Source organism: Asticcacaulis sp. P2_C5, from assembly GCF_056404555.1.
In genome coordinates, this window is record NZ_JBFUDU010000017.1 from 33,785 (window position 1) to 57,930 (window position 24,146).

The 24,146-nt window shown below is 59.2% G+C and carries 19 protein-coding genes; 7 read left to right on the forward strand and 12 right to left on the reverse strand.

What is annotated here, in order from left to right; translation table 11 throughout:
- The first annotated feature begins 8 nt into the window (after positions 1-8).
- Entirely contained in the window at positions 9-137 is a 129-nt protein-coding gene (locus AC1DXO_RS23400) for a hypothetical protein (protein WP_476980620.1), read from the forward strand.
- Between the two features lie 111 nt (positions 138-248).
- Here the strand turns inward: AC1DXO_RS23400 and eat are convergent, their stop codons facing one another.
- The 4 genes from eat to AC1DXO_RS23420 form a co-directional block, all read right to left on the reverse strand.
- A complete protein-coding gene (eat, locus tag AC1DXO_RS23405) occupies positions 249-1,610 on the reverse strand; it encodes an ethanolamine permease (protein WP_476980621.1) in 1,362 nt (453 codons plus the stop codon).
- A 33-nt stretch (positions 1,611-1,643) separates the two neighbouring features.
- Entirely contained in the window at positions 1,644-2,384 is a 741-nt protein-coding gene (eutC, locus tag AC1DXO_RS23410; RefSeq protein ID WP_476980622.1) for an ethanolamine ammonia-lyase subunit EutC, read from the reverse strand.
- On the reverse strand, positions 2,381-3,778 hold the full coding sequence (locus AC1DXO_RS23415; protein WP_476980623.1) for an ethanolamine ammonia-lyase subunit EutB: 1,398 nt from the start codon (positions 3,776-3,778) through the stop codon (positions 2,381-2,383). The genes eutC and AC1DXO_RS23415 overlap by 4 nt, the downstream gene beginning before the upstream one ends.
- 286 nt (positions 3,779-4,064) lie before the next feature.
- Entirely contained in the window at positions 4,065-4,919 is an 855-nt protein-coding gene (locus tag AC1DXO_RS23420; protein WP_476980624.1) for a hypothetical protein, read from the reverse strand.
- A gap of 405 nt (positions 4,920-5,324) precedes the next feature.
- Between AC1DXO_RS23420 and AC1DXO_RS23425 the strand changes: the two genes are divergently transcribed.
- The 3 genes from AC1DXO_RS23425 (at position 5,325) to AC1DXO_RS23435 (ending at position 7,788) form a co-directional block, all read left to right on the forward strand.
- Positions 5,325-6,122 (forward strand): hypothetical protein, encoded by a 798-nt coding sequence (locus tag AC1DXO_RS23425; protein ID WP_476980625.1) that lies wholly within the window; start codon positions 5,325-5,327, stop codon positions 6,120-6,122.
- Positions 6,123-6,236: 114 nt separating this feature from the next.
- Positions 6,237-6,965 (forward strand): hypothetical protein, encoded by a 729-nt coding sequence (locus tag AC1DXO_RS23430; protein WP_476980626.1) that lies wholly within the window; start codon positions 6,237-6,239, stop codon positions 6,963-6,965.
- Positions 6,966-7,002: 37 nt separating this feature from the next.
- On the forward strand, positions 7,003-7,788 hold the full coding sequence (locus AC1DXO_RS23435; RefSeq protein WP_476980627.1) for a hypothetical protein: 786 nt from the start codon (positions 7,003-7,005) through the stop codon (positions 7,786-7,788).
- 90 nt (positions 7,789-7,878) lie between these two features.
- Here AC1DXO_RS23435 and AC1DXO_RS23440 read toward each other — a convergent pair whose 3' ends face one another.
- From AC1DXO_RS23440 to AC1DXO_RS23460, 5 genes are all read right to left on the reverse strand, one after another.
- Complete coding sequence (locus AC1DXO_RS23440; RefSeq protein WP_476980628.1) at positions 7,879-9,165, reverse strand: S41 family peptidase; 1,287 nt, start codon at positions 9,163-9,165, stop codon at positions 7,879-7,881.
- A 424-nt stretch (positions 9,166-9,589) separates the two neighbouring features.
- Positions 9,590-9,925: a hypothetical protein gene (locus tag AC1DXO_RS23445; RefSeq protein ID WP_476980629.1), complete on the reverse strand. Its 336-nt coding sequence runs from the start codon at positions 9,923-9,925 to the stop codon at positions 9,590-9,592.
- A 109-nt stretch (positions 9,926-10,034) separates the two neighbouring features.
- Entirely contained in the window at positions 10,035-11,135 is a 1,101-nt protein-coding gene (locus tag AC1DXO_RS23450) for a DUF3616 domain-containing protein (protein WP_476980630.1), read from the reverse strand.
- 24 nt (positions 11,136-11,159) lie between these two features.
- Positions 11,160-12,728 carry a peptidoglycan-binding protein gene (locus AC1DXO_RS23455; protein WP_476980631.1) on the reverse strand — a complete coding sequence of 523 codons (1,569 nt, stop codon included), beginning with the start codon at positions 12,726-12,728 and terminating at the stop codon, positions 11,160-11,162.
- Between the two features lie 315 nt (positions 12,729-13,043).
- Entirely contained in the window at positions 13,044-15,536 is a 2,493-nt protein-coding gene (locus AC1DXO_RS23460; protein ID WP_476980632.1) for a hypothetical protein, read from the reverse strand.
- A gap of 963 nt (positions 15,537-16,499) precedes the next feature.
- Between AC1DXO_RS23460 and AC1DXO_RS23465 the strand changes: the two genes are divergently transcribed.
- The gene (locus AC1DXO_RS23465) at positions 16,500-17,159 is read left to right on the forward strand and encodes a glucosaminidase domain-containing protein (RefSeq protein ID WP_476980633.1); all 660 of its coding nucleotides are present in this window, start codon (positions 16,500-16,502) and stop codon (positions 17,157-17,159) included.
- Between the two features lie 16 nt (positions 17,160-17,175).
- Entirely contained in the window at positions 17,176-18,138 is a 963-nt protein-coding gene (locus tag AC1DXO_RS23470) for a hypothetical protein (RefSeq protein ID WP_476980634.1), read from the forward strand.
- A gap of 298 nt (positions 18,139-18,436) precedes the next feature.
- Here the strand turns inward: AC1DXO_RS23470 and AC1DXO_RS23475 are convergent, their stop codons facing one another.
- The gene (locus AC1DXO_RS23475) at positions 18,437-19,213 is read right to left on the reverse strand and encodes a hypothetical protein (protein WP_476980635.1); all 777 of its coding nucleotides are present in this window, start codon (positions 19,211-19,213) and stop codon (positions 18,437-18,439) included.
- Between the two features lie 567 nt (positions 19,214-19,780).
- Between AC1DXO_RS23475 and AC1DXO_RS23480 the strand changes: the two genes are divergently transcribed.
- On the forward strand, positions 19,781-21,745 hold the full coding sequence (locus tag AC1DXO_RS23480; RefSeq protein WP_476980636.1) for an AAA family ATPase: 1,965 nt from the start codon (positions 19,781-19,783) through the stop codon (positions 21,743-21,745).
- Positions 21,746-22,084: 339 nt separating this feature from the next.
- Here the strand turns inward: AC1DXO_RS23480 and AC1DXO_RS23485 are convergent, their stop codons facing one another.
- On the reverse strand, positions 22,085-23,449 hold the full coding sequence (locus tag AC1DXO_RS23485) for a GntT/GntP/DsdX family permease (protein WP_476980637.1): 1,365 nt from the start codon (positions 23,447-23,449) through the stop codon (positions 22,085-22,087).
- On the reverse strand, positions 23,449-24,006 hold the full coding sequence (locus AC1DXO_RS23490; RefSeq protein ID WP_476980638.1) for a gluconokinase: 558 nt from the start codon (positions 24,004-24,006) through the stop codon (positions 23,449-23,451). Before AC1DXO_RS23490 ends, AC1DXO_RS23485 begins: the two co-directional genes overlap by 1 nt.
- Positions 24,007-24,146 lie beyond the last annotated feature (140 nt).

The following is a 24,146-nucleotide window of genomic DNA, read 5'->3' on the forward strand; positions in this document are numbered from 1 at the left end:
GAATCCCCATGTCCCGTAAACTGGTTATCACCATCGTCGTTGTGCTCGCCCTGCTCGGCGTCGGCTTTCTTGTCCATTCTTTCGACCTGCTTGGTGTCGTCAAGTCGATGCATGGAGGAACAGCCAACTCACCCTGACGTGCAAGGCGGCAACAAGGTCAACAAGGGGGCAGAGTCATTTTCGGATCCGTTCAGCGACGCTTGTCGTGTGCCGATAATGACTCTGGCCCCGTTTCCTCCTTGAGGCGCCTATTCCGTGGTTGCGATGGCAGCGACGATGCTGCGTTTGCCGAACAGCTTCCAGAGTACGAAGGCGATGACCATCATGCCTACGAAGATGCCGAACAGAAGCAGGTTGTAATAGGCCATGGTGATCAGGCAACCCATCGACAGGATCAGGGCAATGGCCGGGACGATGGGGTAGCCCGGAGCCATGAAGCTGCGGTCCAGGGTTGGCTCGCTGACGCGCAGCTTGAACAGGGCGGCCATGGAGATGATGTAGAGGACGATGGCACCGAAGACCGAGATGGTGACGATGTTGGCGGTCAGGCCCAGGCCACCCAGCTTGATCAGGTTGTCGGAGTAAATGGCAGCGATGCCGATCACGCCGCCAGCCAGGATGGCCCAGTGCGGGGTAGCGAATTTGGGATGCACCTTGGCGAGGATCTCTGGCATGTAGCCGGCGCGGCCCAGGGCGAAGATTTGCCGCGAATAGCCAACGATAATGCCGTGGAACGAGGCGATCAGGCCGAACAGGCCGATCCACACCAGCATGTGCAGCCAGCCGGAACCTTCGCCGACGACGATCTTCATAGCCTGGGGCAAGGGGTCGTTGACGCTGGCCAGCTTGCTCCAGTCGCCGACGCCGCCGGTGAAGATCATGGCACCGAAGGCCAGGACCAACAGGGTCAGGATGCCGCCGATATAGGCGATGGGGACAACTTTTTTCGGATTCTTGGTTTCTTCAGCGGCCATGGCTGCGCCTTCGATGGCGAGGAAGAACCAGATGGCGAAGGGAATGGCGGCGAAGATTCCGCCGATGGCGCCCATGCTGAAGTCGGAGTGGCCAGCCCAGCCATTGACGGTGAAGCGCTCCATCGAGAAGCCGGGCGCGACGACTCCCATGAAGATCAACAGCTCACCGATGGCCAGAAGGGTGACGAACAATTCGAACGTCGCGGCAATGGTGACGCCGACGATGTTCAAGGCCATAAAGACAACATAGGCGCCGACGGCGGCCAGTTTCGGATCCAGCCCGGGGAACTGCACATTGAGATATGCACCAATAGCTAGGGCGATCGCCGGCGGTGCAAAGACGAATTCAATCAAGGTCGCAAACCCGCCGATGAAGCCCCCGACCGGGCCAAAGGCGCGCAGCGCATAGGCAAAAGGGCCTCCCGCATGCGGGATTGCCGTCGTCAGTTCTGTGTAGGAAAAGATAAAGGTCGTATACATGACGGCCACCAGAATTGTGGTGACCAGAAAGCCAAGCGTGCCCGCCAGGCCCCAGCCAAAGTTCCAGCCAAAATATTCACCGGAAATAACCAAACCAACGGCTATCCCCCACAGATGCAGCCCTGACAGCTGCTTTTTCAATCCTGTCTCTGTCATAAGATATACCCTTCTACACACAAATCAGTCGGCCTATTCCGTCCTGAGTAACTCTGTTGCGCTTGCGTTCTCCTTCAGACCGATGCCACTCAGGCACAGCCGGTTCGCCTCCCGGATCAACCAGGCAATTTTGTCGCCTGCGGTTTCATAGGAAAGCCCGTCGAGGTGAATATTGGAAACGCAGTTCCGTTCTGAATCCATTCGCCCGACCTTGGGGGCGTAGGTGATATAGGCACCGAGGCTATCGGGGGCCGACAAGCCTGGGCGCTCCCCAATCAGGATGACCACAACTCGGGCTTCAAGCGCCTCGCCGACGGCATCGGCCAGGGCGACCCGCGCCTGCTCCGCCAGAATTACCGGTGCGATGGTGAGACCTCCGAGACGATTGAGGCAGGCTCGCAGCGTTTTTTCCGCATGATGCTCGATGGCGGCGGCCGACAATCCGTCTCCGACGACAAAAGCGACATCGTAGGGACCGCCGCGCAATTGAACCAAGCCGTCTGGATGCGCCTGACGCCCCAGATCCGGACGCGCCAGGTACTGGGTACGATTATCACAGAGGGAGCGCACCCGAATGGTTTCAAGCGGGATCAAACGCTGCGCCATGGCACCGAAATCGACAGCGCCATGCACGGCATCTCTGGCACGGGCATGGGCGAGTTGCAGATCCAGATTGGCGGCCGTCGGGATGCCGTCACCGCTGCGGCCGAGCCCGATCCTTGCGCGTGTGGCGTTACGAAACCGTGCGAAGGGATCAAGCTCGATCATGCTCATGGGACAACACCGTAGTCGAGGAGACGGCGGGCATACGGCTCGGTGGGACTGGCCGGAGCGAGACGCCCGGCCGTGTCGAGCATGCCCATGCGTTTCAGCCAGGCTTCGAATTCCGGAGCCGGCGGTTTGTGGAACATGTGCCGCAGGCTGACGATATCGTGGTAGGACAGGCTCTGATAGTTGAGCATGACGTCGTCGGCGCCGGGAACGGCGATGAGGAAGTTGCAACCGGCCGTCGTCAGCAGGACCATCAGATTGTCCATGTCGTCCTGATCGGCTTCGGCGTGGTTGGTGTAGCAGACGTCGACACCCATCGGCACGCCCAGCAGCTTGCCGCAGAAGTGGTCTTCGAGGCCGGCGCGGATGATCTGCTTGGCGTCGTAGAGATATTCCGGCCCGATGAAGCCGACGACTGTATTGACGATCAGCGGCTTCAGTTCACGACAGACAGCATAGGCGCGCACCTCAAGGGTCTGCTGATCCACGCCATGATGTGCACCGGCCGACAGCGCACTGCCTTGCCCGGTTTCGAGATACACACAATTATCGCCGACTGTACCGCGTTTCAGCGACAAGGCGGCCTCACGCCCTTCACGCAGAATAGACATGTTGACGCCAAACCCGCTATTGGCGGCTTCGGTTCCGGCCACCGACTGGAAGACCAGGTCTAGCGGCGCGCCCCGCTCAATCGCCTGAATCGAATTGGTAATATGGGTCAGGACACAGGATTGGGTCGGGATATCAAAACGTTCACGTAACCGGTCAAGCAAGGTCAGCAGCGTGATACAGGCGTCGACATTATCTGTAGCCGGGTTGATACCAATAACCGCATCGCCAATCCCAAACAGCAAACCATCCAAGGTCGAACCGGCAATGCCCACAGGGTCATCGGTCGGATGATTGGGTTGCAGGCGGCTGGCCAAACGGCCGGGCAGGCCGAGCGTGTTGCGAAAGGCGGTGACGACCTGGATTTTCGATCCGACAGAAATCAGGTCGTGGTTGCGCATGATTTTGGAGACCGCCGCTACCATTTCCGGCGTCAAGCCGCGGGCCAGGGCAGCGAGTTTTTCAGTGGTCGCTTCGTATGAAAGCAGCCAGTCGCGGAACTGGCCCACGGTCATGTGGCTAACCGAGGCAAAAGCTATCGAATCGTGAGTGTCGATGATCAGTCGGGTGACTTCGTCGTCTTCGTATGGGATGACGAGGTCTTCGAGGAAGTCTTTGAGATGAATATCTGCCAGGATATATCGCGCCGCAACAGAGCGTTCGTTGGTGTCCGCCGCGACACCTGCCAGACGATCACCAGACCTTATGGGGCTTGCACAAGCGAGGACCGCTTTCAGGTCGTTGAAAGCGTGTTTTTCGCCGGAAAGAACCACCGAATATTGTGCCATGCAGCATAGTTATGAATGACATATTTATTTTAGCAAGGGAATAAATGTGCCAGCCACGGCACAGGCACAGGTCGACCTGCTTGGCGTCGTCAAGTCGATGCATGGAGGAACAGCCAATTCGCCCTGACGTGCGATCCGGCAGCAATGTCAACAATGGACAGGGTCATTCCGGAGCCGTTCAGGTGAGCTCATCGTGTGCCAATAATGACTGCGCCCCGTTTTTTTCCCCATGGAAAGGGCCTCACCAGCCCTGGCTTCGACCCCTCGGAGTCGTTGACGCAGCAAATCACGCCATGCCCTGGATGGCCTTGACCGCGACGTCGGCCGCCAGCACCAAGCCCGCGGCGACAAAGCCGCCGATTATGGTAAGCCCTAGGCGCGCGGCGTAGCGGTCTCCGCTGGACATGCCGACATAGGTCCACAACAGGCCCAACGAGGCGAGGAACGCCACGATCGCCGTTATCCCGGCGCCCAGCGCGATCGCTGGGATCAGCGTCAGGCCCGCGGCCAGCGCAAAGGCGATCGCCTCGTAAACGACAAAAGAGACAACATGATTGACGATTTGCTTCGGGGCGTCCTGCCGTCCCATGATTGCCGCCGCGATCCCCATCACGAAGACGCCGCCGATGCCCATGAAGACCATCGGCAGGATGGCGATCGTTCCCTGGACCCACCAGATGGCCGCGTGGGGCACCAGGCCGCACGCCAGCGCCCCCATCAGTGCGAACAGGCCATTCGGCAGAGTTAGCAGGATAACGGTCACCCAACTGCCTTCGAAAAAGCCCTCACGCAGCGAGGCCCGCATATTGGCCATGATCCAGACCAGCAACAGGGCAAAGATCGGCCACCAGATCGGGCCCAGACGCAACCTCCAGTGGAATTGATGGCCGATGGAGCGCAATATGGGCTCGACCAGCGGCTTGAGCATCGCCCAGACCACGGTCATGACGTTGTTGTATCCGTCCATCACCATGCGCAGGGGAGTGACGAAGTGGAAGTCGTGATCGACAAAGACCGCCTCCAGGACGCCGATAATCGACAACCCGCCGATGGCGGCCAGCAGCAGCGAATACCAGCCAAGATATTGAAGACTGCGGCCGAGGGTCAGTCTCTCGACATTGGAATCGAACGTCTGAGCCATGATCATCTCCCCCGTTCAGGCCGTATCCGCGAATACGCAAACGGCGATGGAGGTACTCCAACTTCCTGCCGACGGAAAGGGGGCCGGCTATTTTAACTCGGACTGCTGCCAAAATGCCCTTTTGCGTGACGGCAGCAATTCCAAGACATCAGGTTCTGCCCGACAAAGGCACGAAAGCCGATTTCGGGGACGGATTTCGGGGACGCCATGTCACCGTAATCTGGCGCAAAACGAAATAAGCCAAGGGTGGCCGGCTTCAAGTTGGAATACTCCGGCTTCTCAAACCGCGGAGGTTGGGCTAGCTTTACGTCAATGGAGCGTCAGTCGGACGTTCAAATAGGAAATGTCGGCTTAATAAAACAATAAGTCAGGGGATATATGCGGCTTACGTGTGCAATTGCGATATTGACAGTTGTCACGGCGCTGGACGTGCCGGTAACAGCATCTGCTCAAGCGCCCGTCCGGTTCAATTTTAGGGTCAGCTCGGTAAAGTTCGATGGAGCGCAAACGCATAGCGCCAGTAAGGGTGAGCCGCTCGCCGACATCGACATTGCGATGCCGTTTGCCGTGCAACTCGATGGTGACGTTCCTGCGAACATCGAGAAAAAAGTGCATGGTGATCGTAATGCGCCCATGGTCGCCGGTAAAATAATGCTTTCCTCGGGTGGCAGTACGATAACCTATTGCGGACCCGGCAAATTCGGCCTGCTCGGGTCTGCGCCCTGCCTCCTTGACAAGGACAGTGATGGCAAATTCGATATGGCGGCGAAGGCCTTAGACACCCAGGCTCATCCAGTGGGTATTTTGGCAATGGGGCAAACGCTTTTGGGCGTTCAATTGGCAGCTCCGGAATACCTGCCAACGCCCGTTCCGTATCATCGCGTGGAAGGAATCCAGGGGCCACTGTCACGGGGGCAGCTCATATGGGATTCCGATTATAAGTCGGACCGGCCTGGCCCCGTGAGAATAGCTCTTTGCTATAAGGCCATGCGATATGCGGTGGGCAGCGAACTTTACAGCGATGCCAGGGAAGTACTGTTCGATGGAACACCGGTCGATGTCGACCTTGACGGTATTAAAGTCACCATTTTGAATATCGAAGGCGGCAGGTTGAGCTACCGTTTGTTCGGAGGCCTCGATGCCGCACCTCTGGTCATGGCGTATCACGATTATCCGTTTCAATTGACCATCTATTTGCCCTGAGGCGTGCTGAATGATGATACGGTTACACTCCGGCGGCAGTCAGGTGTACGCGGATTTCCAATCCAGTTGCGTTTCTGTCAGAACAGCCCATAATTTCTGCCACGGGAGAAGGCGATGAAACCAGTATTTTTTCTGGCGCCAGTATTTATTCTGGCGACTGCAATTTTTGGTGCCGCCGTTGTTCCATCGTTTGCGCAGGAGGCGAATACGCTCACGCTGGGTGAAGTCGTTGTCAACGCGAACCGGCTCAGCGCCCGCTATGCACAGCAAGACCGCCCCGTGGTGGGACTACGCAGGCAGGCCGATTCCGCGCTGCTGCAAGTCTCGTTTGCGTCTGACTCGCGTGACGAGACGACCCGCCGGCACGAAATTCACGCCATGCTTCTCGCCGCGCTTGAACGCTCGGCTTCGTCCGGCATCGAGCTCGTGACCGGGAATTTTGAGCTGACACCCGTTACCAAACTGAACTACATGGAGTTGCCGCTGTCGTCTGCGGGGCGCGTGGATACGAGCCAGGCGACTGTGATGATCAAGGTGAAGCTTTCCGGATCGGCCAGCGCGGCGGAACAGAAACTCGCTGCGTTTATCAAAGCTATCCCCAGGACAGGGCGTGGCTCGATCGACAAGACGGGCGCTCTGACGCTCACCATCGTCAATCCTGATCAATATCGCGATACCATCGTTGCCTTGGTGGCTGACAATGCTCGCCACTATGCAGCCATGTTCGGCTCTGATTATGCGGTCCAGATTACCGGCATCGACGGCCAGGTATCCTGGTCGCAGGTGAGCGGCACGGACGTGTTCCTGTATGTGCCCTATCACTACACCATCGTGCCCAAATAAGTTTACCTGGCCAAATGAGTTTACCCGGAGAGACGGCATGAAAGCATTTATTCTGGCGGCCATCAGCAGTCTGGTCCTTATCGCCGGTCCGCTGTACGCGCAGGACGATAGCAGTACCGAAGTCGTCGTCACGGGAGTGAGACGGAACAGCCTCTCAGGGTCTCCCCTTTCAAATGTCGCGCCGCCTCCCGTTATAGGGCTCAAGCGACAGGCGGATTCGGCGGTCCGGAACATCGAGATCGTCTCGGATTCGCGTGAGGAGGCGTTGCGCAGGCAGGAAGTCCAAACCATGCTATTGGACGCGATTGACCGCGCGAAACGCAATGGATTTAGCCTTGTTACCGGGCAGTTCGAGCTCGTCGAAGTGACCAGGACGAACTGGAAGGACCAGTTCCCCGGCCTCGCCGGCGACGCTAATTCGCTGGACGATGAGGACGACGACGACCGCGACGACAGCCAACCCCAACCGGCGTTCTACGACGACGGCAGTACCACGATCGTGCGTCTGAAGGTGAAGACAAAGCTGGATGGGTCAATCGGCAACGCGCAGCAAGCGATTGATAAGTTTGTTAAATCTGTCCCCGCGGCCGGGCGCGCACAAATCGAGCAGACGGGTGGCCTGGCGCTGACCATTATCAATCCAGAGCAATATCGCGACGAAATTTACCGCCGTATAGCGGCAGGCGCCACGCACGCGATGAGTTTTTACGGAGCAGAGTATGGCCTCGATGTCACGGGTCTGGATAAAAGCATAGCCTGGAAACAGGTCAGCAACACCGAGGTTTTTCTCTACATTCCGTATGGCTTCTCAATAAAGAAATAGAGGCGGTATTTTCACTGACAGAAGCAGGTGCGCAAAGAGTCGACAACCCCAGGGTAGACAGGATGCCGACGCCGGCCGAACGGGCCTGCCTCACATCCAGAACGGCTTCCACTCCGTCGTCTGGCTCGGTCGCTCGGAATAGTTAGTGTGCTGCTCGCTAAGGTCGTCGAGCGGTTGATCGTTGACGTGAGCGAAAGCGGCTTCCATCGCCTGATCCCTCCCCGCCGTCCAATCGGCGAACCGAAGCGGGACCAATAGGTCGGGCATGGTCCATATCCGCTTGTCGTAGGGGTGGGAGTCGAACCATGGCAGGGTCGACACAAATGCGCTGAACCCGTCGCCCTGGAATGGGCTTGCGTCGCCCTCGTGATTGGGCGCGCCACCGGAGGGTTCGCCCACGAACACGGCCCAGGTCTCCCGCTCGATCCTCGAGGTCAGGTTCTGGGCGGCCGAAAAGGTGTGGGGGCCGATCAGCACATAGAGCCCGCCAGGGCGGTTGAAGCGGGACCGCTCGAGTTGTTTCCTCAGGCCTTCGCCCATGCGGTTGTCGCCGCCGTCGTTGCGGCGCAGGTCGAGTACGACCCGTTCAATAGCGGGGGCCTCCATGGCCGCAAAGGCTTCCCGAACAAAGGCCAGGATCGAGTCCTTGTTGGCGAACAAGCGGTCGAACGCGATGACCAGGGTATGGTCTTTTGTGTGGACGAAGTTGGGCACTGGCCCCGGCCGCCAAGTTTCGACCGGGAAGGGCTTTCGGGGGAGCGGGACGAGAGCCTCGCGTGCGTCCGCGCGCGGGTTCAGCACGGCCTTGACGAGCGAGCCGCCTATCTCGGCCTCGACGGTGACCGGCGCCGAGACGCCGGCGGGCGAGGCCAATCGGGCTCCGCGCAGGACCGCGGGTCTCAGGATCAGATCCGCGTCATGGTGGGCCCGGGTGGGGTTGTTGCCGGGCCACATGGCCGCGAAAGATCTCAGGATCTTCTCAATGGCGACCCCATCCACACGCGTGATCCGTGCGCCAAGCAGAGGCGCGCCTGCTCCCTTGGCCGCGGTGACGTAGAGGCCGTCGAAGAAGGGGGTGGCCGCGATCGGCAGGGTGAGGTCGAAGCCGGGCGCCTTGATCATGCCCGCTGGTCCCACACGTCCATCCACGTACATCGTCGTGTGGCCATCGTGATACCAGGCCAACCGCGCCATCAGGCCCATCAGATAGGCCTCGGGAGTCATCGTGTCCGCCTCAGCGGCGAGGCGATCCCAGCCGTATCGCCAAGCCGGGTCCGCGGCGGCTATCCAGCCACGCGGGTGCGTCGTCTCGGCGTACTTGCGCAGGCGCATGGCTTCCGAGTAGCGGGGTTTGGAGACGGCAGCCGTCGTCGGCACCGCCAAGCTCCCTGACAACAGGATGGAAAAGTCGCGTCGCGTAGGCCCAAATGATCGTGTCATGTTTGATTAGAATCCGTATCAACAGTTTAAAACATGAGCGGCACTTTTTACTCCTAATCATGCTCAAATGAATCTTCGAAAGTTACTCCCGCTGTCTTGCCCTGGACCGCAACCTGTGCGGACAGCGCCTCTCTGGCAAGTGAATTTGCGTTAATGCGTAACGGCGGGCGCGGCGTCCCGCCTGTCGCGGCTCACACCGACGCCCAAAACGCCATCACGGCTCGGAGATGTTTTAATAGTTCAGACGCCAGCGCTGGCCTATGTCGGCATTCAGTAACATGTCACCGTAGTTCACGGACCGTCGTCGTGCTATTTCGACATTCCTTAACCTGTCATCGTATTCAGGTATTTAGTATAGGGTTTACGGCGCGTCTGTATTTTTCGGTGCCGGTAACATGATGACAGTCAACGCCGCCAGCAGGGCCGCGGCCGCCAAGGCAAAGAACGCGACCTGGCTGTCGCCGCCCGATGCGGTTCGGATGCGACCCACCAGGTCAGGGCCGATGTGGCCGCCCAGATTGCCGATCGAGTTGATTACGGCAATTCCACCCACCGCCGCCGTGCCGGACAGGAAAGAGGTCGGCAGCGACCAGAAGGCGCCGTTATACGACATGATGCCGACTGTGATGCACGACAGGCCGATGATCGAGGCTATGGCGGCGTGACCGACCAGGGCCAAGAAGATCAGGCCGGTCATGGCCAGTAACAGGCCCAGGAGAAAAATGGGTCAGACTCGGTTGCCGAACCAGTCAAAGGCCAACGCCAGTCCATAGTGTCACTGCCCCCATTCTCTCGACCCCGGCGATTCAAGGCAAGGAAATGCGATATTGGCGCGGGCCACCATTTTTCAGACCATCAAACAGGACAACAATATCAAGAGCTTTGGCCTGGGCGCCGACAAGGAGGAGCCCTTCAGCCTTGGCTGGAACGCCCTTGTCATCGTTGATCGTCGTTAGCTGGGCCAGAGGTGTCGTCGTGGCGTCGACCGGGTCGAACAAAAACAAACCGTAGGGAATCGCCTGCTCTTCGGTGGGACCGCCCAATACGAGCAGCTTTCCGTCCGGCAGGGCGGTGAGGTCACGGATGCCGATATTCTCCCCAAGTTGAACATTGCATGGCTGGCCGTCGGCGGTCGGAAGCGGTTGCGCGGCCCATAGCTCGGCTTCCGGGATGGCGAAAATGCAGGCTCTGCCAGTATTGGGGGCCCGCAATCCTATATAGAGTTTGCCGTCGGCCCAGGCGAGGCCTTCGATATTCAAGCCCTGTTTGCCCCCCATGAGAGCCGTTGTGAAATATTTGGCGACGGTCTGGTCCCGACTCAGACGTTCCGATACGCGGTAGGTCGTGCTTAGAGTGATATCCCGGTCCGTGGCGCCCGTCATGACTCGGATCAACTGGAAGCTCGAGGGGTTGTAGACGTCTTTTTTGCGGCTGCAGCCGTGCGAACCGATGACGAAGAAGGTACGGGCCGAAGAGACCGCGACGGCCTCTCCGTCAAGATCGCCGAACACGGCGTCGGCGGTCGCGCAATACTCCTGGGGCGGAGGCGCACCGACCACATCGGCGGGCGCCGCATTCGCATACAGGGGGACGTCTTCCCCCGCCGTCAGTTGCAATCCCAGAGGATTTTCGGCCGTCTTCGGCAAGGACGAGTCGAGTGTCGCGAACTGGACCGAGCGGTTTTCATCATTGACAACAAGGCAATGGCGCGAAACGGTGGATCCGCTCTCGACACAGGCAATACCACTCAGATCCTTGGCGGTCTTGCCCGCCTTGCCAGTGAAATCTCCGATAACGGGTACGATATTGCCCTGGAGTTGCGCCGATTCAGCGGCAGGGGCTGCAAGGATAAGTGCAAGCGCGACTAAACGGACCGCAAAACGGCCGGCAGCAGGTACAGGGTTCATGGTCAAGACTCCTTGAAAACCGGTTCAGTTGGGGGGAAGCAGGTTGGCGCGCTTCAGGCGGAGAGCCTCAACCACCTGGTCGTCCCGGACGGGACTTTTCTTTCCGGCTTCATGCCCAAACATGCCGCGCGCGAGGGCGATCATGTTGGCGTCGTCATCGAGCTGAAGCTGTGCGACCGCGTCCAGAGCACCATGCGCGAATGCTTTCCAACCCTTTACATATTCCTGGACTGTGGCGGCGTGAGGGTCGTGGAGCCCGGAATATTTCAATGCGAGATCAATCAGCGAAAACTTGCCGTGATCGCCGTAGCCATAACGGTCCGTCATGAGAAAATGCCAGGCGGCAACACCGTGTTCAGGCGTGACGTAGATCGCCGTCACGTTGCCGGCATGGTCCGGCTGGGTCGTTCCGGCAAAGCCCGGAAACGTCTTTTGCCATTTCGAAATGTTGAGTGCGCCGGGATTGTTGGTCCGGATCGAGCGCGGAACGGACAGGTCATAGGGTGTCGCCGAAAAGAAACCGTTCTTGACCAGAGACCGGAAGTTCGGTGCCGCGAGGACTTCGGAGCCTGTGCCTGAGGCCGATGCCGGCTTGGTCAGCGGTACGCTCCCTTGCGGGATTGGCAGCGCATCGATAAGGGGAGGCACGGGTGCCGTGGCGTACGGCCATGTCACGCCGAGCGCCTGACCCGTGGCGGGACCGACGATTAGATCGACGGAAGACGGACCGAACTGGTCTAGTTGGAACCGGCGAACCGCCTCCAGGGTCGACCATCCAAAATCGCCGTCGGCGCCTGCCGTGCCCAGGTCGTAACCGCGCTTAAGCAGCGCATCTTGAACGACGTGAACGAGGTCGCCGTCCGAGCCGAAGCGCAAGGTCTGGTACCGGTCGGCAGGTGCGACGGACGCGGCGGCCAGAACTTCGCGTCCCGAAAAAAGCGCGTAGTTGAAGCGGGTCTGGCTGCGACCGTAGGCACGAGCAATGAACTGCGCCCACGGGCCGAGTTCCGTGTCCCAGCCGCGCGCCAGGACGCGGGGACGGCCGGCAATCACTTGGCAGCCATTGCTGGAGAAGGACGGCAGCGACGGATTTTGCTGCCAGCCGCAGTGTAGATTGTCGTTGCAGACGCCATAGGTGACCGCATCGTTGCCGTCGTATACGGTATTGTCGGAGGTACGCCACACGGGCAGAGGGGAATCGTTGCGAAATGCGCGGTGGCGGCGTTGCGGATCGGAGAGCTTGTGATCGCCGATGACATAGCGATGACTGCCGCGATAATAGCCGAAGGCCAGTTGATTGGCGCCCTGGCCACCTTCGTCAAGGTGGCCGGCAATGGCGTCGATATAGGGCACGGTGCTGCCGGGAAAGACAGCCAGGCCTTGGCCAGGCACCCATTGCACGAGGGTGCAGCGCATATGCCGGTAGTCGACACCGGCGAATTCGAGCTGCTGGGCGGGAGCCAGGGTCTGGCTGCCGCCTGAGATCGGAATACAGCCCCGAAAGCCGCAAAACACCATTTCGTTGTCTGGAACGGGCAGATTTGCGGCGTGAAAAAGTTCGCTGAGCTGGGTATCGGAAACGGTGAATGGCATAGTAGTCTCCCAGACTGCCCGCGTGGGCACAGTCAATAAGATGAAGCAAACAGCCGGGAACAGATGAGGTAAAGGGGGTTCGGCCGCGCGACGGATACGCGAAACTCAACTCAAATGAGAATTTCGCATTAACACACTATTACGACGTCGTCGACCCCCGTTTTATCCCGTCACAATTTCCTGGGGACGGGAGGCAGACTCAGTTTCTGAACCGTTCAAGCGCCATTGTCAGCTAATAATGGCTCCGCCCCCTGTCTTTCTTCGTCCTTAATCCGCGTCCGGCGAAGTCCTTTTTGCGAGATAGCTATTCTGCTTTCATGAGGACGGGCGTGGATGCCCATCCGATCGAAACTGGAAGACAAAATATGGGGGTATACAGACGCCACGTTGGTCATTGCGGTTCAAGTACTTATCATCCGGCTTTGCCTGGCCGAAATCGAGTTTGGAATAACCTGATTGCCCGTCCACGATAGATCGTCGCTTGTCGTATGACTCTATCGCATTCCCTGCGTTGAGGCCAAGCCCTTCAACGCAAATGTAGTCATCTCGACACGGCGCGGACGCGTTGCAGGCGCGCACGCCGGCGTACGATGTTCTCTGGACAAGGCACTGGTTAATGGTCGCGTCCGAACCGATGCAGTTCGAGAATCCAGTCGTTGCTATCAAACCGCAAGTGCTTTCGTCGGGTAAGTCTTTGCATTCCGACAATCGCAGCGCGCCGCCTGGAAAGCCACCAGTCCCCAGGTTTCGCCTGCCCTGCCTGTCGGCCTGGGTAATATCTCCTGGACGGCGGTGTGCCTCAATGTCTTCAATTTTCTTTTGCTGCTCGAACTCGAGCGTTGTGCCTGTATGGAATTCCTGATGCGCCGCATAAAAAGCATATGGCTCCTGCGAATTGAGGTCATCCACACTGATTAATGTTGATTTGTCGTGCCCGACATCGTGCAGCCTATAGCCGACTTGCAGGCGTTTGTACGTATCGTCGCCAAATCGCTTTGTGGTGACCAAGCCAAACTGCATCGGATCACCGATTTCGGGCCGACCAGGCGGCAGACAGATGCCTATGTCGGGGTCGTTATCTGAAGCGAAGACCTGTTTACAGGCGTAAGCCTGCTGGCACGTCCACGAGCGTCTCGCGCTAGATCGGGCTTGGTGGGTGTCTCGCATAACGCAGAAACCGCCCCATCCGCCAATCAACTGTGTCCCCGCAAGCGCGTCCTTGAACTTGTTTCGCGGGCGGCCGGCAAACGACGTCGCCAAATCATTGTACACAAGTTGGCCGGTCTTACTGGCCGCAATGGCCTCGAGGATGGCGACACGGCGTGGCTGATCCCCATAAAAGTGCGGCGAGCCGGCGAGAAGAACGGAATTTGCCGGCAGTGTGTTTTCACGGTCTGAGCCAGGGAAATGGAAGCCGGCGATTGCCCTCGTTTGATGGCAGGAGGTGCAAGTGCTCTCATTCAGCCGTGTGCGGAAATCCTGAGCCGTGCTGATAAATTGAAACTCGTATCCGTTCGACTTCATTTTCTGAATGATACCGTCGATCTTTGCGTCGGATATGATTTCTTCATCTGAGATCAGCTCGCCCTTTGTGTTCTCGGCATTCCAGAACGGTTGGTTCTGCGATCGCGTAGAACCGCCCGGTGAAATAGACTGCGCTGACCGGGCAAGAATCTGCCTCCCGTGGAACTCACTCGGAATGTTGATCAATCCGAGATCGAGATCCTTGACGTAACGTGGGTTGGTCAGGACCTCGCTCACAAACTGATCGCGGAACGCCTTCTTCGCTGCGCAGGTGCCTGAGCTTTTGTCGGCGGCTGAGCAAACGAACAACGAGCGGTCGATCTGGTTATTCAGAATGTTGCTTTCGAACCTCGCATTCGGCACTTCCCAGGTGAATACCCGGATGACATAGGCGGCCTGGCTGCCAAAGTGTGTAGCGTTATGCTCGGAATCGTCGTCGTCGCCTGCAGTCCGCCTGTATCCCTGCATATTGAGCTCAAGACGCAGGATGTTCTTCCCTTGCAGCGTTGCGAGTGGGCCAGACTTCGGGTCCATCAGAAAGTCGACCATTGCCTGCGGCTTTTTGGGGGCGTTTTTGATAATCCCCTGTTCGGTTGCGTCAGCGTAGGTCTCAGGGCGCGCGATTTTCAGCCAACGGCGCGCCACTTCCTGGCATGTAATCGTTTGGTCATTTAGGACGTCCTTGGCCGGTACGCCGAAAACCAGGTTCAAAGTGACCGGCAAACGCGACTGGCTCTCTTCGGAAATCTTGTACTTAAACCGATAGATGACGCTGATCTCGCCACACTCGCTTCTCTTGTCCGGCGCCAGGAATTGGCGGTCCATCCGATTGACGATGCCGACCAACTCGACCTCGGACTTTGGATCCGTGAAGAAGGCGCGGGGCAACTGTATACACTCGTCGGGCTTCGTTGGATTGGGGCCGCATTGATTCGGATCCCGGCCAAGGGACGTCGCCAGTTTGTCCAGATCGGACGTCACGATCCGTCGCACTTCCGCCATGGAGCGCAGGGTGAAGGCGTTGAGCCCCGTTCCGCGTTGGTCGTCGGGGAGTCTTTCCTGGATTATATTCCCAAAGCTCAACTTGCCATTCAGCTTAGCGCCGCCATCGAGAAGCGTGACGACGCCTGGATCCGAGACATACGGTCCGCGCAGCGCGTCGGGTATGGCGCTTGAGTAGCGTGCTTCGACGGGTTTGGGGCGCAGTTCTTCCTGGGCGAACAAGCCACCACCTATCAAAGCCAACACGCCTGAAACGGCCAAAAACGTCCGAAGCATTCTCATGGCGTCTGCCCCTTGCGCCAAATGGTGAATGGTTCAGTAACGATGACAAACAATTTAAATTTGTCCAGACAATACTTAACCTATGGGCGTAGGAAGCGGCGCTACGCGCAAACAGTATTGGGACGCCCGTGCTGCTCGCAAACGGGAGCTGATATCGTACTTTCGCACGCACCGGAGCTCCGGGCGTCGAAAGCATAGGAATCAATTCCCGACCGCACGTGCGGTTTTTAGGCGGCCCGTGTTTTACCCTTGCTGCCGCACAAGTGCCATCTTGAAAAAGGGGACAAAAATGAGGTTCAGAGTATCCGGTATGAAAGGATTGCGTGACAGTTAAGTTGGGGCGCTTGTCCTGGCGGCCAGCCGGTTTGCTGCTCCTTTGGCTCACACCAACACGCGCCAAATTCAGTTCAATATTGCTGCAGAAATCACTGCTAAGGCGCTTAGGCAGCGTCGATAATTTCTGAGTCGAAAAAATTGGTTTTGGTGGATTCCCTTTTGCTGCGTTGCTTTGTAGACAGGGAGTGTGATCGATACCGTCGCCATAAAACTCCGGTACGAGGCGCTTAGTCCTGTTCTAGGATAAGCGGGTCCGTCTGCGCTTTGTGGCTGCGGAAGCGCTTGCTGCAGATGGCCTCAGACCAGGAGCCGATCGTATGCTCGCGTTGACGCATGTGAGCGGTTAGCCTTCCGCTAGTCAGACGGCGTCGGCGCTCCGTAAGATGCGTTTTCGCGGCTCAATGGCTGGCCTATGCGTTCCCCTCCCGACGCATTCGCCCGCAGCCTTATGGCCGGCTGCGCACGGCTCGGGCCGATGTGGGTCGCTAATCCTTCATCGTAATGGACTTGCACCATCTACGCCTTGCCGGTCTCCCGGCGCACCTAACTCCATTTTTCCATAAGCGCCGCCTTGACCACGCCTATTCGTTGTGGTCATAAGTAAAGTTGCACCTATTAGGGTAAGTCATGAGCATAGCACTTGCGGCGCTTTCGTTTTGGGCCGCTGGCGTCGCTGCCGCGGACCGGAATGCAATCGATCGCCCCGGGAAGGGCGACTGGTGTTATGCGCCGACGCGCACTCTCAGCCGAGTGGAAAAAGCTTCCTATATCGATGAACTCGAGCCCGCGGCGTCTTCAGCTGAAGCGAAGTGGCACGTGCCCGCGCCGGTCGTGCTGGCTATGGCTATCCAGGAATCCGGCTACGGAACGACTCGCTTGGCGATCAAGTCGAACAACGTGTTTGCATTTAAATGGCCCGGGGCCGCAGTGGCAAACGGAGCGTCTAGATTCGTTCTTTGGTGTCAGCCCGATTGGGATGTCGGCAACAGCTATATCGCTTTCGGATCGCGCGCTGAGGCCCTCGATTTCGTGGCAAGCCGCCTCAGAAAAAGTGCACATTACGCTGCCGCGACAAAGACTTATTGGAGCGACATCCAGTCTGGAAAAGACAGAAAGGCCTCCGCTATCGCGTGGCTTGCGTCTATTGCGGTCTCATATAATTACAAGCCTAAGGCTTATGTCAAGGCCATCGTCCGCCTAGCCAACGACCCTCTTGGTGACAAGACCCAGAGCCTTTGGGATATCGCGCCAGCAGCCCCCGGATCCAGTTCACCAGTATCTCATTAATCGCAGGAGTCGATCCATGCTTTTCAGAATGACCGCATCCGTCGTCGTAGCCTTGGCCATCAGCGCCATTTTCGTCGCCCCCGCGAGCGCAAAGACTAAACCCAAGCCCAAGCCGATGACGGCGGCAGGTTACATAGCGCGCGATGGTCTGGATAAGGGGGTACGCAACTATGTCACGGCTAAATTAAAGTACCGGCCCTATTTTATGGGCAGTTCCGAGAAGGCGTGCACAGCAGTCTCGCCGGTGCCAGCAGGATACGAAGGCATACCGGTTGTCGACTGTACTTATTCGGACTCGGGCCTTGACGGTTGGGTACGCCTCGCCGTTCCCGATACAAACCTCATGTCGGACTGGATTTTAAAGGCAGCCAGCCTGTGCACGAATCCGAATCGCTGCGCAGCCAAGTTGGCAACGGACGCGTGGGGTTCAAATCAATATTCGTTCCCAATCGCCGGCAACATTATCGAACCGGCCAGTTCCGCAGGCGGCTCGGGCTCGGCAGGCACCAATCTGATTTTTATCAATGGGGTGACCGTAGTCAGACCGTCGCTGCTTGACGGACTTGATCCCGCGGGTAAAAACGCAAAAGGCACAATCAACATCGCAATCGAGATTCAAAAACAATGTTCGTTGGCTTTGTTAGCAACGGTCAACGGGGAAGCGGCAGCGTCCGTCCCTGGTGATGTTACCGGCTCGTGCACCTCGCTTACGTCGACGCAAGTCTCCCGTCCCGCAGCCATCCGCCAGGACATTTATGTTTCCTATGGCGATCCAAGCAAAACTGAAAAGCAGCGCCTTGCAGAGGTTGGCACCTCATGCCCACCGTCAGCGCGCAAGGTTGCGTGGCTGACCGTTTCGAAGTCCGCTTTCATCACCGGGCTGCAAACACGCGATCATCCACTATTTGATACAGCGGCCCGCGCGATAAATGCCGGCCAGTCGGAATTAGCCCGGCTGCAGTGTCCAAAAGCAGGTTAGGCGAAAAATAGCATCGAAAGTTTTCTGGGTACCTTTTTTGGTCCGCGAGCCTTCAGGCGCGGAATTACAGGAAGACTATTGCACAATTACTTGACGTTAATTCTTTCGCAGTGGGATGATGGAAGTAGGGGATAGGAGTAATATTCCGGTCTCTTCCAGGCATGCTAACTCAGGATTGGCCCGCGCAGCGTCAGCCAAAATTGGCAATATTACTCCTGTCTCCCTAATCCCAATAGTCCCAATAATTCTAACGCGATGGCTCAGCGTGGCTCCAGCGAAGCCAGTTTACGGATATTCGTCAAAGCGCCTTGATCGCCGCGAGTTGGCCCGCCGTTACTTTGTCTGTGTCGGTATAGACGTGCAGACGGCTTTCGCCCCGCTTTACGAGTTCGGCGCCGAACTCGGCGATCTCGGCGGGCGAAACCACGTCCAGCTCGCCGATCATGGGCACAAGGGTCTTTCCGTGCCCGACGCCGGCCCAGGACGTATCGCCGACGGCGATGGACTTGGCGGGCGTGCCGCCATTGATATCCTGCACCTTGCCTTTCGAGTTGGTCCACCGCCAATAGGTCTGGGGCAAAAGGAAGTCGCTCGCATCAACGAAGACTTTCCAAGGGATCTTCTTGTTGTTGACCGGCTGCGGTGCGCCGGACGTCAAGGCGATAACGAAGCCTTGCGGCGCGCCGTTCCTCAGGATGTCGCAGAATTGCTTCGCGACGACGCTGTTGTCGCCGTCGTTCCAATCATTGGCGCCGCCGTCATTGTCGGATTCGATGTCGGCGAAGTACCCCGCGAGGCCGGCCGAAATCAGGGTGTCGACCACAAAATTCGCCTGGTCTGGTGCGAAGTAGTTGGCGGGACTGGTGACGGCCCTGCGCGCGGGCCAACGCCACCCGTAAACCTTGATGCCTTCCGCGCCGAAGCGACCGATCGCCCCCTTCAGCCGCGCATTCGAGGTCCGAATCGCCACACCGGTCGCCCCTGCTGCCTTGGCATGGGTCAACAGCTGGATCTCGGAAGCCTGCGTGGTCATCGATACGTCCCAAAGGACTTTTTCCGAAATTAACGTCGTCATGGTGCCCTCACTTGCCAAAGCGCGGCGAGGCCGATCATTCGCCAACGACGACTGAAACGCTCAAATGCCCGACCAAGGGTCTCCATCGCATTGCCTCCCGCCCGAAATGTGCAGGCAAACCTATCTCTTTCCGCGCGAATTGCAATCAAAGCTGCAAGATCCTGCAACTAAATGACCATTACGGTGGCATGGTGAAATTGCGGAATTAAGGTTGAACGCTGCTTTTGGCGCCCAGCATCAATGTTGCGCATTCGCCACACTCATGTGACATATCGGTGGACTATCTTGCGTATCGTTGCAAAATTAACTATAGCCCTCACCGTGCCGCAAAATGCGCGGCCACATGGAGAGTATGGATTGTTGGGATCGCAAAACAGCCGGGGCCTTAAGCCCGCCGCGATCCTGCCCTTCGTCTAAGCGTCCATTCGACGCCGCGGCGGGGCAGGAAAGCCCTAACCGCACCCTCGCCGGGTCGCACCGGTTCTCAGAACCGCCAAATAACCGAATGGACCATCGTGAGATGCGCGTCATCGCGCGTCCACGAACAGACACGATAAAGACAAGACCATGAACGAGCATTCTATCGTTCGGAGCCTGGTGCTCCGGATCGGGCGCGATATCGTGCCCGACTCCCTTGCCGCCCGAGCGCTGATGACCTGGGCCGGGTCCAACGCCGCGTGGCTTTTGGGCGACGCCTGGACCGCACCCAAGAAGCCCGATTGGGCGCATTTTATGGCGGCGCTCGGAGGCGCGCCGGAACCCGATGAGCCACGTCCGCAGGTCCTCGACCTCGCCGACGAACTGGCGCAACTGCTGCACCTGGCGCCCTTCGACGCCCGGCTTCTCACCTTGATGATCGCTTGCGACCGCCTGCCGCGCCTGGCCGATGCCCTGGGCTGCCTGATCGAGCCCGTCCGGGATTTCCCGGCCATGCTGGGCGAACTGGCCGGTGCCGACCGGCTCGATGCTGCAGCGCGCGTTCGGCGCAGCGATGTCCTGAACCTGGGCCTGATCGAATTCGGCATGCGCCTGAGACAGGACAGCTTCATCGACATTCGCTGGCCCCTGTGCCGCGTTCTCGATCGCGCGCCGGCGCCCGAAGCGCTGGCGGAGGCCCTGGCCGGTCGACGTCAGACCTCTCCCCTCGATCTGGCGGATTTTGCCCATGTCGGCGACGCGCAGTTTCTGGTGCGCTTGCTGGAAGGGGTAGCGCGTGAAAAGGCGCACGGCGTCAATATCCTGATCCACGGTCCGGCCGGCAGCGGAAAGTCCGAGCTGGCGCGCGTCCTGGCCGCGGCGGCGGGCTGTCCCTTGCATGGTATCGGTGAGGCCGATGACGATGGCGAAGAGCCGTCGCGTAACGACCGCGTCGTGGCGTTACTCCTGGCGCAGCGCGTGCTGGGCGATCGCAGCGGCGCCGTCATGCTGTTCGACGAGATGGAGGACCTGATCGGCGGCGCCCAGCGCTCGGGCGGCGATTGGTTCTCGAAGCGCGAAGGCAGCAAGGTCTTCGTCAACCGGATACTGGAAACCAACGCGGCGCCGGTCATTTGGGTCACCAATGCCATTGGCAATATCGACGACGCCATCCTGCGGCGCATGAGCTTTATCCTCAAGCTGGACCTGCCGCCGCGCAAGGCCGCGCACCGTATTCTCGGGCGTATCGTCGACGACGAAGGCGGCCAGCCCGGCGACGCCATAGGCAAGCTGATCGACCAGGCGCCGGAAACCTCCAGCGTGCTGCGCGTGTCTGTGCGGGCGGCGCGGCTGGCCGGAGAGACCGACTGCGGTGCGCGGGCGGCAACGTCGCTGGTGCGTGCGCTGCGCGGTGGTGAATTGCCGCCGGAAGGGCCAGGCGCGCTCGATCTCGCGCTTTATGAAACCGATCGGCCGCTCGATATCCTGTTCGAGTCTATCTGCGGTCTGGGCGCCCTGGACGTATCTTTGCTGCTGACCGGACCGCCGGGGACCGGCAAGACCGTGCTGGCGCACCATCTGGCGCGTAGTCTCGACCGGCCGCTCCTGGTCCGCCGGGCGTCCGACCTGCTGTCGAAATGGGTTGGCGGGACCGAAAAAAACATCGCGCGGGCCTTCGAGGAAGCGCGGCGCGAGGAAAGCGTGCTGTTGTTCGACGAGGCGGATTCGTTGCTGTTCGACCGCACGCGGGCGCGGACCTCGTGGGAGGTCGGCCAGGTGAATGAGATGCTGACCTGGCTGGATCGGCACCCGCTGCCGGTGGTGGCCGCGACCAACCATCCTGGGCAGCTCGATCCGGCCACCCTGCGGCGGTTCGTGTTCAAGCTGGACTTGCGGCCTTTGGGGCCTGAACGGCTGCGGGCTGCCTTTGAACGGTTCTTCGCAATGAAGGCGCCGGCGGGGCTGATGGCCTTGCATAACCTGACGCCGGGCGATTTCGCCGTGGTGGCGCGCCAGTTGCGACATGCGCCGGCACGGGACGCGGAGGCTATTCTCGAGCGCTTGCGCGACGAGAGCCGGGTCAAGCCGGATACTGGGGTGCGGATCGGGTTTTGATGTTGGACTATCCGCCTCTCCCCGCAGGCGGCTATCCGATGCACATTTTCTTTCAATAATTTGAAAATAAAGAATTTTCCCCACAGATTTTCACAGATTAACACAGATTTTTAGTATCAAGGCTGCGCGATCGCATACGGGTCCTTATCTGCTGGAAAGCCGCTGATGAAGCCAAGTAAGCCATTGAAAATCTGTGCTAATCTGTGAAAATCTGTGGGCAAACCTGTCGAAAAGTCAAAGTAGGCAAGCTGTCCGGGTTCGTTCTCGAATTCCGATCCACGTATTTCATCTTGAGATGTGTGAATACGGTAGCCGCAGGCGGGAAGAGGCGGTAGAAAGTCAGAGTCCCAGAATACGCTGCAGGATCAGGACAAAGCCAAGGCCGAATATCCCCACCAGGGTTTCCATCACCGACCACGAGCGGAAGGTGTCCTTGAGCGACAGGTTGAAATACTCCTTGAACAGCCAGAAGCCCGAGTCGTTGACGTGCGAGAACATCAGACTGCCGGCGCCGATGCTCAGCACCATCAGGTTCGGGTCAACGCCCGTGGCCTGGACCAGCGGCGCGCAGATACCCGCCGCCGTAATGCCCGCGACGGTCGCCGAACCCAGGCAAACCCGGATCACCGTGGCGATCAGCCAGCCCAGGATCAGCGGCGGCACCGGCAGCTTGGCCAGTTCGGTCCCCAGCTCCGTGCTGACGCCGGAATCGATAAACACCTGCTTCAAGGCCCCTGCCCCGGCGATGATCAGCAGGATCGGCGCCACGTCACGCAGGGCCTGTTCGGCGACCTTCATCACCTTGGGCAGGGAGGTGCCACGCGACAGGCCCAGCAGATAGACCGCCGCCGCCAGGGCCAGCAGCAGGACAAAGGTTGGATCGGCAAGGAATCCCAAAATCGGCTTCAACGCCGGATCGGCGCCGAAGGTCATGTTCAGCGCGGTCGCCGCGGCCAGCAGCACCACCGGCAGCAGGGCGGTAAAGAAGCTGACAAAGGTGCCCGGCAATTCGCTGTCCGGTCGGGGTGCAACGGCAAAGACCGCCGCCGGCTCGCTGACGATCTTCTTCAGGCTCATGGCAAAGATCGGCCCGGCTATGATCAGGGTCGGAATGGCGACCGCCATGCCATAAATCAGGGTCAGGCCCAGATCGGCGTGAAACTGGCTGACCAGAGCCGTCGGCGACGGGTGCGGCGGCAGGAAGCCGTGGGCGATCGACAACCCGGCCAGCAAGGGAATGGCGGTGGCGACGGCCGGGCGGCCCGACTGATAGACCAGCGAGAAGATCAGCGGCACCATCAGCACGAAGCCGACATTGTAATAGAGCGGAATGCCGACGATAAAGCCGGTCGCCGTCAGCGCGATCGGCATGCCGGCCGGTCCAGCCAGCCGGATCAGCGTCCCGGCAATGCGTTGCGCCGCCCCACTGTCGGCGACCAGCTTACCGAACATCGCACCCAGGCAGATGATAACGGTCAGGGAGCCGAGCAGGTCACCGATCCCCTTCTCAAACGTCTTGGCCATGGTGGCGAAGGGCAGGCCCAGCAGAATAGCCGCCGTCAGGGCCGCGACCAGGAAGGCCAGCAGCGGGGGCGTCTTGCCAAAGGCGATCAGCACGGTCAGCAGCCCGACCGACAGGAAGATGGCGACCAGCGCCCAACCTGCGGGGCTCAGGCCCAGCAGAGCAGCCATAGATGCAGCCATCAGTCACACTCCGGGGCGGTCAGCCTGACCGGACACGACCGGGCGGCGAGAAAATTGACAACGTCGTCAACAAGTAGCGTCGGCGGGCGCATTCCGTCAACCACCAGCGCCAGTTCGTCCGGCTCAGGGTATTGCAAAGCCGCAATCTGACCGTCGAGAAGGCTGGGCGGCATATAGTGACCGGAACGGCTATGCATGCGATGCCAGAGGACATCACGACACAGGTCGGGCAGCACGAAAACGACGTCGCCGCGCAAACGGTCACGGATAAAATCGCGATAGTCGCGCTTCAGCGCCGAGCAGGACGTCACGCAGCCCTTCCCCGCCCGCGCGATCAATTCGACCGCGACCTTTTCCAGCCACGGCCAGCGATCGTCATCCGTCAGGGCCATTCCAGCCGCCATCTTGGCGACATTGAGCGGCGGATGCAGGTCATCGCCCTCGATAAAGTCGAGACCGGTCGCCCGGGCAAGTTGACTGCCCAGGGTCGACTTCCCGCAGCCGCTGACGCCCATGATGACGATTGCCGGCATTTTGCCGCGAGCCAGTTCGACCAAAGCAACTCCTTAAAAAAACCCAGAATAGCTTAAAAAACCCCAGAATAGCATAGAGCTGGAAAACCATATGCGGCCGCCAGCAGAAGAAAAAATGTTTCCGGGCGAACCATCAGGGGTACCACGGGCTCGCCCGGAAACAG